This is a genomic window from Cryobacterium sp. TMT1-2-1, assembly GCF_004403955.1.
GTDB lineage: Bacteria > Actinomycetota > Actinomycetes > Actinomycetales > Microbacteriaceae > Cryobacterium > Cryobacterium psychrotolerans.
This window is the reverse complement of sequence record NZ_SOHC01000020.1, coordinates 91163-104142: the sequence shown is the minus strand read 5'-3', so window position 1 is coordinate 104142 and position 12980 is coordinate 91163. Positions and strand designations below refer to the sequence as shown.

Genomic DNA, 12980 nt, shown 5'->3' with positions numbered 1-12980 from the left:
CCGATTTCCGCGCTGTCAGGGCGCATTGGGACTTGCGTAAGTTAGATCCCCCGGGGGGAAGTCTAGTTAGAGGGAGAACGGGCGGTCGGTCGGTGTGACCGGCGACGGCAGCTGGGTGTCGCCTTCGAGGAAGCGATCGACGGCCGCGGCGGCCGCCCGCCCCTCGGCGATCGCCCAGACGATGAGGGACTGGCCTCGTCCGGCGTCGCCGGCGACGAAGATGCCCTCGTGGCTGGTCTGGTAGTCGCCGTCGCGCCCCACGGCGCCGCGCTCGTCGAACGGCAGGCCGAGCTGGTGGCTGAGCTCCTGCGATTCGGGACCGGTGAAGCCGAGCGCGAGGAGCACGAGGTCGGCGGGGATTTCCCGCTCCGACCCCGCCCGGGGCACGCGTCGGCCGTCCATGTACTCGGTCTCGGCGACCCGGATGGCCCGGACCTCGCCCACCTCGTTGGCCAGGAATTCGACCGTCGAGGCGAGGAACTGCCTCGTGCCGCCCTCTTCATGCGCGCTCGACACCTCGAACAGGGTCGGCGACATCGGCCAGGGCTGGTGGTCGGGGCGGTCCTCGCCCGGCTGCCGGCCGATGGCCAGGTTCGTGACGGATGCGGCGAGCTGGCGGTGCGCCGTGCCGATGCAATCCGCACCGGTGTCTCCGCCTCCGAGCACGACCACATGCTTGCCCGCGGCGTCGATCTGCGCCTCGACGGTGTCGCCGGCGCCCGCCCGGTTCTGCTGCACGAGGTATTCCATCGCGAAGTGCACGCCGGGCAGGTCGCGGCCCGGGATCGGCAGATCGCGCGGGACGAGGGCGCCGGTGGCGATCACCACGGCGTCATAGCGGGTGCGCAGGGCATCCCAGGTGATGTCGACCCCGATGTTCACGCCCGCGCGGAACCGCGTGCCCTCCGCCGTCATCTGGGCCAGGCGCAGCTCGAGGTGCTTTTTCTCCATCTTGAAGTCCGGGATGCCGTAGCGCAGCAGTCCGCCGATGCGGTCGTCGCGTTCAAACACGGCGACGGTGTGCCCGGCGCGGGTGAGCTGCTGCGCGGCGGCCAGGCCGGCCGGTCCGGAGCCGACGACGGCGACGGTCTTGCCGGTGAGGCGGCCCGGCGGCTGCGGCTGAACCCAGCCGCTGGCGAATGCCTGGTCGATGATCGACACCTCGACCTGCTTGATCGTCACGGCCGGCTGGTTGATGCTGAGCACGCAGGAGGATTCGCACGGTGCCGGGCAGAGTCGTCCGGTGAACTCGGGGAAGTTATTGGTCGAGTGCAGGCGTTCGATCGCCTGGCGCCCCTCGTCTCGCCAGACGAGGTCGTTCCACTCGGGGATCAGGTTGCCGAGCGGGCAGCCCTGGTGGCAGAACGGCACTCCACAGTCCATGCAGCGCCCGGCCTGGCGCTTCAGCACGGCCGCGTCCCCCTGCTCGTAGACCTCTTTCCAGTCCATCAGCCGCACCGACACGGGGCGCCGCGGGGGGAGCTCCCGCTCCGTGGTCTTGAGGAAACCCTTCGGGTCAGCCATTGGTTGCCTCCAAAATGCGGTTCCAGACCACGACGCCGTCAGGGTCGAGACCCTCGTCGACGGCGCCTTGCCTGGTTTCCAGTACGGCCGCGTAGTCGCGCGGCAACACCTTGACGAAGGTCGACAGGGTGGTTTCGAGATCGGCCAGGAGCCGGCTTGCTAGCTCGGAGTCGGTCTGGTCGCGGTGCTGCTCGAGCAGGTCCCGGACGATTTCCCGGTCGGCGCCGCCGAGCGGGGTCAGCACGAGTTCGCCCGACTCAAGGGCCTCGCGGTTGACCAGTTCGGTGCGCAGACCGTGCACATACGCGGTCCCACCGGACATTCCCGCCCCGAGGTTGCGCCCGGTGCCGCCGAGGATGACGGCCAGGCCGCCGGTCATGTACTCGAGTGCGTGGTCGCCCACACCCTCGACGACCGCGATGGCCCCGGAGTTGCGCACCAGGAACCGCTCCCCCACGATCCCGCGGATGAACATGCTGCCCTGGGTGGCGCCGTAACCGATGACGTTTCCGGCGATCACATTCTCCTCGGCCGGGAACGAGCTGGCTCGGTCGGGGCGCACGACGATCTGGCCTCCGGAGAGCCCCTTGCCGACGTAGTCGTTCGAGTCGCCCTCGAGCCGGAGTGTGATGCCGCTGGGCAGGAAGGCGCCGAAGGACTGGCCGGCCGATCCGGTCAGGGTGACTTCGATGGATCCGGCCGGGAGCCCGTTCTCGCCATGGCGGAGGGTGACCTCGTGGCCGAGCATGGTTCCCACGGCGCGTTCGGTGTTGCGGATGGGGAGTGCGATCTGCACGTTCCCGCCGTGCTCGAGCACGCTCGCGCTGCGGCGGATCAGCTCGTTGTCGAAGTGCAGGTCCAGCTCGTGTTCCTGCGGCCGGCCGTACTGGCGCGGCTCGGAGTCGGGGAAGTCCGGACCGACCAGGATCGGCGCCAGGTCGAGCCCCGACGCCTTCCAGTGCCGCACCGCGCCGTTCATGTCGAGCAGCTCGCGGCGGCCGACGGCCTCCTCGAGGCTGCGGAAGCCGAGCTCGGCCAGGTACTCCCGCACCTCCTGCGCGATGAACTCGAAGAAGTTCACGACGTGGTCGGCCTTGCCGGTGAAACGCGCCCGCAGTTCGGGGTTCTGGGTTGCGACGCCCACCGGGCAGGTGTCGAGGTGGCAGACCCGCATCATGATGCACCCCTCGACCACGAGGGGCGCGGTGGCGAACCCGAACTCCTCGGCGCCGAGCAGCGCGCCGATGATGACATCCCGGCCGGTCTTCAGCTGGCCGTCAACCTGCAGCACGACCCGGTCGCGCATGCCGTTGAGCATGAGCGTCTGCTGGGTTTCGGCCAGGCCCAGTTCCCAGGGCGTCCCGGCGTGTTTGAGCGAGTTGAGCGGGCTGGCCCCTGTCCCCCCGTCGTGGCCCGACACGAGGATGACGTCGGAGAGCGCCTTGGCGACCCCGGCCGCGACCGCGCCGATACCGGACTGGCTGACCAGCTTGGTGTGGATCCGGGCCTTCGGGTTGGCTCGTTTGAGGTCGAAGATGAGCTGTTTGAGGTCTTCGATGGAGTAGATGTCGTGGTGCGGCGGAGGCGAGATCAGGCCGACCCCGGCCGTGGCGTGCCGGGTGCGGGCGATCCACGGGTACACCTTGGTCGGCGGCAGCTGGCCGCCCTCGCCGGGCTTGGCTCCCTGCGCGAGCTTGATCTGGATGTCGTCGGCGTGGGTCAGGTACATGCTCGTGACGCCGAACCGGCCGGAGGCCACCTGCTTCACGGCGCTGCGGCGCTCGGGGTCGAGCAGGCGGTCGAGGTCTTCGCCGCCCTCACCGGTGTTGGACTTGCCGCCCAGCCGGTTCATCGCGATCGCGAGGGTCTCGTGGGCTTCCTGGGAAATGGAGCCGTAGCTCATGGCGCCGGTGGAGAACCGTTTCACGATCGACTCGACCGACTCGACCTCGTCGAGCGGCACGGCCTGGCGCTGCCCGGTGTTCAGCGCGAACATCCCGCGCAGCGTCATCAGGTTCTCCGCCTGGTCGTCGACGAGTTTCGTGTACTCGCGGAAGACGTCGTAGCGGCGCGTGCGGGTGGAGTGCTGCAGGCGGAAGATTGTCTCCGGGTTGAAGAGGTGCGGCGACCCGTCCCTGCGCCACTGGTATTCGCCGCCGGTCGACAAGCGCTCGTGCGCCGTCACGGCGGCGTCCGCCGGGTACGCCATGCCGTGCCGGCGGTCGTTCTCGGCCGCGATCACGTCGATGCCGACGCCGCCGAGCTTGCTCGTCGTGCCGGTGAAGTACTGGTCGACGAACGCCTGGCTCAGCCCGACCGCTTCGAAGGCCTGCGCGCCGGCGTAGGAGGAGACGGTGGAGATGCCCATCTTGGACATGATTTTGAGCACGCCCTTGCCCAGCGCGGTGATCACGTTGCGCACGGCCTTCTCGGGCGTGACGGTGGTGATGAATCCGCTGCGAACGAGGTCTTCGCAGGTTTCCATGGCCAGGTAGGGATTGACCGCCGAGGCGCCGTAGCCGATCAACAGCGCGACGTGGTGCACCTCGCGCACGTCGCCCGCTTCAACGACGATGCCGACCTTCATCCGGTTCTGCGCGCGGATCAGGTGGTGGTGCACACCGGCGATCATCAGCAGCGAGGGAATCGGGGCGAGATCCTTGGTCGAATCGCGGTCGGAGAGAACGATGAAGTGGGCGCCGTCCTCGATGGCCTCGTCGACCTCGTCGCACATCTCGGCAATTCGCGCGGACAGCGCGTCGGGGCCGTCGTCGAAGCGGTACAGCCCGCGGATGGTCGTCGTGGTCCGGCTCCCGGGCGAGGTGGCGATGTGCTGGATCTTGGCCAGCTCGTCGTTGTCGATCACCGGGAAATCGAGTACAACCTGCCGGGCGTGCTCCGGTCCGGCGGACAGGAGGTTGCGCTCCGGACCCAGTCCCAGCTTCAGGGAGGTGACGACGGCCTCGCGGATGGAGTCGAGCGGGGGGTTGGTCACCTGCGCGAACTGCTGGGTGAAGTAGTCGAAGAGCAGGCGCGGGCGTTCGCTCAGCACCGCGATGGGGGTGTCGGAGCCCATCGCGCCGAGTGGTTCGGCGCCGGTGCGGGCCATCGGTGCGAGCAGGATCCGCACCTCTTCCTCGGTGTAGCCGAACGTGCGCTGCCGCCGTACGACGGATGCCGGCGGGTGCACGATGTGCTCCCGGTCGGGCAGGTCCTTGAGGTTGATCCGGCCGGCGTCCAGCCACTGGCCCCAGGGTTCGCTGGCAGCGAGTTCCGACTTGATCTCGTCGTCCTCGATCAGCCGGCCGGCCTCGGTGTCGACGAGGAACATCTTGCCCGGGCGCAGGCGCCCCTTGCGCACGATCCGGGCCGGATCGATGTCGAGCACGCCGATTTCGCTGGCGAGCACCACGAGGCCGTCATCCGTGATCAGGTACCGGCCGGGGCGCAGCCCGTTGCGGTCGAGGGTGGCGCCGACGAGGGAGCCGTCGGTGAACACGATCGCGGCGGGGCCGTCCCACGGCTCCATCGACATCGAGTGGTACTCGTAGAACGCGCGGCGTTCCTCATCCAGGTCGGTCTGGTTCTCCCACGCCTCGGGCACCATCATCATCACGGCGTGCGGCAGCGAGCGGCCGGACAGGCTGAGCAGCTCGACGACCTCGTCGAAGGAGGCGGAGTCGCTGCCGCCCGGCGTGACGATCGGCAGCAGCGGTGCGAGGTCACCCAGCAGCTCGGATTGGAGCTGCGACTGGCGCGCACTCATCCAGTTGCGGTTGCCCTGCACGGTGTTGATCTCGCCGTTGTGGGCGATCATCCGGAACGGCTGGGCCAGCGGCCACGACGGGAAAGTGTTGGTGGAGTAGCGGGAGTGCACGAGCGCGAGCTTCGAGACGAAGCGCGGGTCGGAGAGGTCCGGGTAGAAGGGCTCGAGCTGCAGCGTCGTGACCATCCCCTTGTAGACGAGCGTGCGGCAGGACAGGGAGGCGAAGTAGATCTCGAGTTCGCGTTCGGCGCGCTTCCGCAGTCGCACGGCCTGGCGGTCCAGGTCGATGCCGCCGAGCGTTTCGCCGGACTCGGTCGTGCGGGCGCTCTGCACGTACAGCTGCTGGATTGCGGGCATCGCGGCGCGGGCCAGGGAGCCCACCTCGTTCGGGCGCACGGGGACCTCACGCCAGCCGAGGATGGTGAGGTTCTCCTCCTGGGCGATGCGGGCGATCTGGCGCTTGATGCTGCTGCGGAGCGTCGGGTCGGTGGGCAGGAAGACGTTGCCCACCGCGTAGCGGCCGGCCGGGGGCAGGGCGAAATCGGCGACCTCGCGCAGGAAGGCATCCGGGATCTGGGTGATGATGCCGGCTCCGTCACCGGTGCCGGCATCCGAGCCCACCGCTCCGCGGTGCTCGAGATTGCGGAGCGCGTCCAGCGCGAGGGTGATGATGTCGTGCCCGGCCGTGCCGCGCAACGTTGCGACCATGGCGAGGCCGCAGGCGTCACGCTCCTCGGCGGGGTTGTACAGGCCCTGCGGCTCGGGCGGGCTGCCGAAGCGGGAAAAGGGTGATGTCTGGGCCATGGGACCGTCCTCACGAAGTAACTGGCAAGTAGGGACGACTTTGGCCCGTGGGAGGGTGAGACTTGCACGCCGGCCCGTCATACCGGGACCGGCCGTGGACCGCGTGGGTGGTTACCGGTCCTGGGGAGGCGAGTCGCGGGTGCTTGTGGCGGCGACGTCACCCGATTCGATGGGTTCGCCGGCTTCGTCGCCGTGATCCTCTGATTCAAAATCGTTGTCCTCAGATTCTACCTCAGCGTCCGGACGCTTCCATTCGCGCCCCGGAACATAGACCGAGATCGGAACGCCGGTGTGACGGTGCCGCTGCACGAGGATGATGACAATGCCGAGCACGACGGCGGCGATCGAGGCCCACACGTTCGTGCGGAGGCCGAGGATGATCTCGCTGGGGTCGACGCGGATGCTCTCGAACACGCTGCGGCCGGCGCCGTACCAGATGAGGTACACGCCGAAGGCCTTGCCCCAGCGCAGGTTGATCCGGCGCTCGAGCACGATGATGACGGCCACGCCGACCAGGTTCCAGATGATCTCGTAGAGGAAGGTGGGGTGGAACAGCGTCCCGGGCGGCAGGCCGAGCGGGTAGGCGGCGTTGGTCGACTCGATCTCCAGCCCCCACGGCAACGTGGTCGGCAGCCCGAACAACTCGTGGTTGAACCAGTTGCCGAGGCGCCCCATCGCCTGCGCGAGCAGCATGCCGGGCGCCACGGCGTCGAGGAACGACCAGAAGCGGATTCCGGACAGCCGGCAACCGATGTACGCACCGACGGCGCCGCCGATCAACGACCCGAAGATCGCGTTGCCGCCCTTCCAGATCGCGAACACGTCCCACAGGTTGGCGCCCTCGTAGAAGTAGTCGCCGGGGTGGGTGAGGACGTGGTAAATCCTGGCCCCGATAATGCCCAGCGGGACGGCCCAGAGGATGATGTCGAGCACGACGCCCGGCTCGCCGCCGCGCCTGGTCAGGCGCCGCGAGGTCAGTATGGTTGCGGCGATGATGCCGGCGAGGATGCACAGCGCGTAAGCGTGAATGCGGAACGGGCCGAGGTCGAAGAAGCTCCACTCGGGGCTCGGGATGCTCAGGGGCATAAACACTGGTGTACAGCCTTTCATCGTGGTGCATGCGTCACTCGGCGGCGGATTCGCGTCCGCCTCGATCAATTCAGCCTAGTTGGCGGGCCGGATGTCCTGTGTTGCGGATGTCCTGTGTTCCGGCGGCGAGTCGCTTCGCGAGTGCGGCGACGGCGTCGACTCCCCCATCGGACAGCGCCTTCACCAGGGCGGAACCCACGATTGCGCCGTCGGCGTAGCCGAGGATCTCGCGCACCTGTTCCGGCGTGGAGATGCCGACTCCGACGCAGATGCTGGTCGAACCGGCCGCGTGCAGCCGGTCGACGAGGATGCGTGCGGCAGCGTCGACATCGGCCCTGGCGCCGGTGATCCCCATGGTGGAGACGGCGTAGACGAACCCGCGGCTCGCGGCGACGGCCTGGGCGAGCCGGGCGTCGGAGGACGACGGTGCGGCCAGGAAGACCCGGTCGAGGCCGGTTCGTTCGCTGGCGGCCATCCACTCGGCTGCTTCGTCGGGGATGAGGTCCGGGGTGATCAGGCCGGCGCCGCCGGCGGCGAGCAGGTCGTCCGCGAACCGGTCGACGCCGTACTGCAGCACGGGGTTCCAGTAGGTCATCACGAGCACGGGCGCGTCGACCTGCGCGGTGATGGCCTTGACGGCCTCGAAGCCGTGGCGCAACCGGAATCCGCCCGCCAGCGCCTGCTGGGTTGCGGCCTGGATGACCGGGCCGTCCATGACCGGGTCGGAGTAGGGCAGTCCGAGTTCGAGGATGTCGACGCCGTTATTGACGATCGCGACGGCGGCGTCGATGCTCTCGCGCAGGGTCGGGAATCCGACCGGCAGGTACCCGATCAGGGCGCCGCTGCCGGCCTCGCGGCGGAGGGCAATGGTCTTCTCGACCGCGCTGGTGATGGCGCCTGTGCCAGAGCCTGTGCCGGTGCCGGTGCCGCTCATGACTGTGCCGCCTCTGCGTCGAGCAGGTCGAAGTAGCGGCCGGCGGTCTCCATGTCCTTGTCGCCGCGGCCGCTGAGGTTGACGAGAATGGTCGCGTCCGGGCCGAGTTCACGGCCGAGCTCGAGCGTGCCGGCGAGGGCGTGGGCCGATTCGATCGCGGGGATGATTCCCTCCGTGCGGCTGAGCAGGCGGAGCGCGTCCATGGCCTGGGCGTCGGTGACGGGCAGGTACGAGGCACGGCCGATGGACGCCAGCCAGGCGTGCTCCGGCCCGACCCCCGGGTAGTCGAGGCCGGCGGAGATGGAGTGCGACTCGATGGTCTGGCCGTCCGCGTCCTGCAGCATGAGGCTGCGTGCCCCGTGCAGCACACCCGGGCTGCCCTTGGTGATGGTGGCGGCGTGACGGGGCGTGTCGACGCCCTCCCCGGCCGCCTCATAGCCGTAGAGGGCCACCTCGGTGTCGTCGAGGAAGGCGTGGAAGATGCCCATCGCGTTCGACCCGCCGCCGACGCACGCGGTGACGGCGTCGGGCAGGCGGCCGGTGAGGTCGAGGACCTGCTGGCGCGCCTCCTCGCCGATGATCTTCTGGAAATCCCGCACCATGGCCGGGAACGGGTGCGGCCCCGCGACGGTGCCGAAGATGTAGTTGGTGTTGCCGACGTTGGTCACCCAGTCGCGCATGGCGTCGTTGATGGCGTCCTTGAGGGTGCGGGAGCCGGACTTCACGGCGACGACCTCGGCGCCGAGGAGACGCATCCGGGCCACGTTCAGGGCCTGGCGCTGGGTGTCGACCTCGCCCATGTACACGACGCAGTCCAGGCCAAACAGGGCGGCGGCGGTCGCCGTGGCCACGCCGTGCTGGCCGGCGCCGGTTTCGGCGATCACCCGGGTCTTGCCGATCCGCTTGGTGAGCAGCGCCTGGCCGAGCACGTTGTTGATCTTGTGCGAGCCGGTGTGGTTGAGGTCTTCCCGCTTGAGGATGACGCGGGCGCCGCCGGCGTGGGCGGCGAAACGCGGCACCTCCGTGATGATCGAGGGCCGGCCCGTGTAGGTGCGGTGCAGTTCCATCAGCTCCGCGGCGAAGGCGGGATCCTCGCGGGCGAGGGCGTATTCGGCGCTGAGTTCGTCGAGGGCGGCCATGAGCGATTCGGGCACCCAACGGCCGCCGAAGTCGCCGAAGTAGGGGCCGGATTCTGTGCGTAGAGACATGTATTAAACCGCCAGGAACTCGGTGAGGGTACGGATGGGATCGTTCGTGACGAGGGCCTCGCCGACGAGCACGACGTCGGCGCCGGCCGCGCGGTAATGGGCGACGTCGGCCGCTGTCTTGACCGCGGACTCAGCGACGCGCACGACGCCGGACGGGATGCGGTCGGCGAGCGTTCCGAACAGGTTCTGGTCGAGCTCGAACGTCGACAGGTCTCGGGCGTTCACCCCGACGAGGCTGGCGCCGATGTCGAGAGCCCGGTGCACCTCGTCGGCGCTGTGCGTTTCGACCAGCGCGGTCATGCCCAGTTCGCGCACGAGGTCGTGCAGGGACTGGAGGGTTCCCTGGTCCAGCGCGGCGACGATGAGGAGCACGAGGTCGGCTCCGGCGGCCCTGGCCTCGAAGACCTGGTACGGGTCACCGATGAAGTCCTTGCGCAGCACGGGGATGCTCACGGCGGCCCGCACCTGCTCCAGGTCGTTCAGCGACCCCTTGAACCGTCGGCCTTCGGTGAGCACGCTGATGGCGCTGGCCCCGCCGAACTCGTAGGACACGGCGAGGGCGGCCGGGTCGGGGATCTCGGCGAGCCGGCCCCTGGAGGGGCTGGCGCGCTTCACCTCGGCGATGATCTTGACGCGTTCGGCCGGCGCGAGGGCGGACAGGGCGTCTAGCGCCGGGGCGCGGACGAGGGCCGCCGCCTCGACCTCGGCGTACGGCCGGACGGCCCGGCGCGCTTCGGCGTCGGCCACGGCACCGGCAAGGAGCTCGCTCAGCACTCGGTCAATGACTCTCTGGCGCGAACCGGGAACCGCCGACGCCGTAGCCGACCTTCGCCATGACCCACCCGACGATGGCGCCGACGAGCAGGAGGCCGGCGGAGGCCCAGACGAGCCACGCCAGGTCGAAGAAGAACGCGACGGTTCCGATGGTGAAAGCGAGAAGCATAATCGTGACGGCGGTCCACGCCGCCGTCGAATGGCCGTGACCGGGGTCCGACTCGAAGCTCATGGTTCTCCTCTTATGCGTTGATATTGGGGTAATGATTTTGGTGCCCTGACGGGCGAAACAAGTCTAGCGGCCCATCGCTTGCCGGGCGGTCAGCGGGACCGACCGGTGGTCGGGTCGTCGCCGCGGCTCAATTCGTCCCAGTCGTCGACGGCGTCGCGGGGCGGCGCCTCCGCCGTGTCGTCGGCGCCGGTCGGACGCGCGGGCTCGAGCCGGACGCTCTGGTAGCGGGTCGTCGGGCCCGGCCAGCGGCGGGCCGTGACGACGATGCCGACACCGACCAGGGCCATGAAGACCCCCGAGGCCAGGGCAACGAACGGCCAGGCGGACACGGTCGGATCGACCAGTGCGACGACGATCGATTCCTTGCCGGAGATGCCCGTGGCATCCGTGACCGCCGCGGCGCTCGCCCCCGCGGGGTCGCGCAGCGCCAGGAAGGCGCCGAGGAAGACGGAGGCCCCGAGGAGCACCTCGAGCAGGCCGAGAACCACGCGGATGATCGGCCCGGCGATGGTGAGGGCGGCGCCCAGGGCGAGGCCGGCCAGGGCCAGCGCGGTCAGCGCCGGTGAGGCCGTCGTCCCGGTCACCTCGAGGTGTTCCTGGGCCGAGCCGCTCGTCGCGACGCCCGCCACAATCCAGACCTGGGTCCAGGAGAGGAGGGCGAGCCCGCTGGCGGCGAGCACGCCGAGGATGAACCCGAGTTTCAGGCGCCGGCCGCCGGGCATCAGGACACCCGTTTCATCGCGTTGGCCACGGCGACCGCCCGGAGGGGCGCAGCGGCCTTGTTCTGCGATTCCTGGTACTCCGACGCCGGGTCGGAGTCGGCGACGAGGCCTCCGCCGGCCTGCACCCGGGCCACCCCGTCCATGATCAGGGCGGTGCGGATGGCGATGGCCAGGTCCGCGTCGCCGGCGAACCCGAAGTAGCCGACCACTCCCCCGTAGACGCCGCGCTGGGCGGGCTCGAGCGAGTCGATGATCTCCAGCGCGCGCGGCTTCGGAGCGCCGGACAGCGTGCCGGCCGGGAACGTCGCCCGGAAGACATCCAGGGCCGTCTTCGTCGGCAGCAGGTTGCCCTCCACCGACGACACGAGGTGCATGATGTGGCTGAAGCGCTCGACCCGCATGAACTCGGTCACCTCGACCGATCCGGGGGCGCAGACCTTGAGCAGGTCGTTCCGGGCGAGGTCGACGAGCATGAGGTGCTCGGCACCCTCCTTCTCGTCGGCCGCGAGTTCGGCCTCGAGGTCGGCATCCTCCTCCGGCGTCGCCCCGCGAGGCTTGGAGCCCGCGATGGGGTGCGTGAAGACGCGGTCGTTCTGCACCTTCACCAGCGCCTCCGGGGAGGAGCCGACGATCCAGTAGGGCTCGCCGGCGGGCGAGAGCATGCTGAGCAGGTACATGTACGGGCTCGGGTTGAGGCTGCGGAGCACCCGGTACACGTCGATCGGATGCGCGGTGCAGTCCTGGTCGAACCGCTGCGAAATGACGACCTGGAACACGTCTCCGTCACGGATGTGCTGCTTCGCCGTGTCGACGGAGGCGAGGAAATCGGCTCGTTCGGTGCGGTTCGTCGGGTTCGGCAGGGTGGTCAGGTCCACCTCGGCGAGCCAGGCCTCGTTCGGCCGGGCCAGCCGGGCCTGCAGCGCGTCGAGGCGGGCCTGGGCGCCGGCCCACAGTGAGGCTTCGGTCTCGTGGCCGTCGTTGAGCACGTTGGCGATCAGCTGGACCGTGCCGAACTTGTGGTCGATCACGACGAGGTCGGCCACGAAGCTGAAGGCCTGGCCGGGAACGTCATAGTCGGCCGGGGGCTGGTCCGGCAGCCGTTCGATCTGGCGGATGGCCTCCCAGCCGATGAAGCCCACCAGGCCGCCGGTGAGCGGCGGGTGGCCCAGCAGCCGCGGGGTCTGCCACCGTTCGTACAGGTGGGCGAGGGCGGCCAGCGGGCCGAGACCGGCTGCGTCGCCGAGGGCGCGCTCCTCCGACAGTCCGTAGTCGAGCCAGTGCGACTCGTCGCCCTGCTGGGTGAGGACGCCGAACGAGGACACTCCGACGAAGGAGAACCGCGACCAGATGCCGCCCTGCTCGGCCGATTCGAGCAGGAAGCTGCCCGGTTTTCCGTCGGCCAGCTTGCGGAAGATGCCCACGGGCGTCTCGCCGTCGGCGAACAGCTCGCGCATGACCGGGATCACCCGGTGATCGGCCGTGAGCTCGGCGAATTCGGCGGGGGTGGTGGTGCCGGTGGGGCTCACTCCGCGGCCCCCGACGGTGCTCCCGGCGACGGTGCTCCCGGCGACTGCGGGTCACCGACGAGCACCTCGAGGCCGCGACCGTCGAAGCAGGTGCGGGTGCCGGTGTGGCAGGCCACGCCGATCTGGTCGACCGTGACGAGGAGGGTGTCCGCATCGCAGTCGAGTGCGGCCGAGCGCACATACTGCGCGTGCCCGGACGTGTCACCCTTGCGCCAGTACTCCTGGCGGCTGCGGGACCAGAACGTGACCCGGCCCTCGGTGAGCGTGCGCCGCAGCGCCTCCCGGTCCATCCACCCGAGCATGAGCACCTCCAGCGTGTCCCACTGCTGGATCACGGCCGGCAGCAGGCCGTCGGAAGTGAAGGCGGCCTTCTCCAGTCCGTCCTCGATGCTCATCAGGGG

10 protein-coding genes are annotated in these 12980 nt (G+C 69.5%); all 10 read right to left on the bottom strand.

What is annotated here, in order from left to right:
- Nucleotides 1-66 precede the first annotated feature (66 nt).
- The 10 genes from E3T33_RS02895 to hisI all read right to left on the bottom strand — a co-directional run bounded on the left by E3T33_RS02895 (nucleotide 67) and on the right by hisI (nucleotide 12974).
- Entirely contained in the window at nucleotides 67-1524 is a 1458-nt protein-coding gene (locus E3T33_RS02895; RefSeq protein ID WP_134574702.1) for a glutamate synthase subunit beta, read from the bottom strand.
- Complete coding sequence (gltB, locus tag E3T33_RS02890) at nucleotides 1517-6094, bottom strand: glutamate synthase large subunit (protein WP_134574701.1); 4578 nt, start codon at nucleotides 6092-6094, stop codon at nucleotides 1517-1519. Before gltB ends, E3T33_RS02895 begins: the two co-directional genes overlap by 8 nt.
- Before the next feature lie 111 nt (nucleotides 6095-6205).
- Nucleotides 6206-7180: a prolipoprotein diacylglyceryl transferase gene (gene lgt, locus E3T33_RS02885; protein ID WP_134574700.1), complete on the bottom strand. Its 975-nt coding sequence runs from the start codon at nucleotides 7178-7180 to the stop codon at nucleotides 6206-6208.
- Between the two features lie 73 nt (nucleotides 7181-7253).
- The gene (gene trpA, locus E3T33_RS02880; protein ID WP_134574699.1) at nucleotides 7254-8117 is read right to left on the bottom strand and encodes a tryptophan synthase subunit alpha; all 864 of its coding nucleotides are present in this window, start codon (nucleotides 8115-8117) and stop codon (nucleotides 7254-7256) included.
- The gene (gene trpB, locus E3T33_RS02875) at nucleotides 8114-9325 is read right to left on the bottom strand and encodes a tryptophan synthase subunit beta (protein ID WP_092322017.1); all 1212 of its coding nucleotides are present in this window, start codon (nucleotides 9323-9325) and stop codon (nucleotides 8114-8116) included. Before trpB ends, trpA begins: the two co-directional genes overlap by 4 nt.
- A gap of 3 nt (nucleotides 9326-9328) precedes the next feature.
- A complete protein-coding gene (gene trpC / locus E3T33_RS02870; protein ID WP_134475108.1) occupies nucleotides 9329-10099 on the bottom strand; it encodes an indole-3-glycerol phosphate synthase TrpC in 771 nt (256 codons plus the stop codon).
- A gap of 4 nt (nucleotides 10100-10103) precedes the next feature.
- Nucleotides 10104-10331, bottom strand: coding sequence for a DUF6704 family protein (locus E3T33_RS02865; protein ID WP_092322020.1), 228 nt, complete (start codon nucleotides 10329-10331; stop codon nucleotides 10104-10106).
- A gap of 89 nt (nucleotides 10332-10420) precedes the next feature.
- On the bottom strand, nucleotides 10421-11053 hold the full coding sequence (locus E3T33_RS02860; RefSeq protein WP_134574698.1) for a Trp biosynthesis-associated membrane protein: 633 nt from the start codon (nucleotides 11051-11053) through the stop codon (nucleotides 10421-10423).
- A complete protein-coding gene (locus tag E3T33_RS02855) occupies nucleotides 11053-12579 on the bottom strand; it encodes an anthranilate synthase component I (RefSeq protein ID WP_092322023.1) in 1527 nt (508 codons plus the stop codon). The genes E3T33_RS02860 and E3T33_RS02855 overlap by 1 nt, the downstream gene beginning before the upstream one ends.
- The gene (gene hisI, locus E3T33_RS02850) at nucleotides 12576-12974 is read right to left on the bottom strand and encodes a phosphoribosyl-AMP cyclohydrolase (RefSeq protein WP_134475110.1); all 399 of its coding nucleotides are present in this window, start codon (nucleotides 12972-12974) and stop codon (nucleotides 12576-12578) included. The genes E3T33_RS02855 and hisI overlap by 4 nt, the downstream gene beginning before the upstream one ends.
- Nucleotides 12975-12980 lie beyond the last annotated feature (6 nt).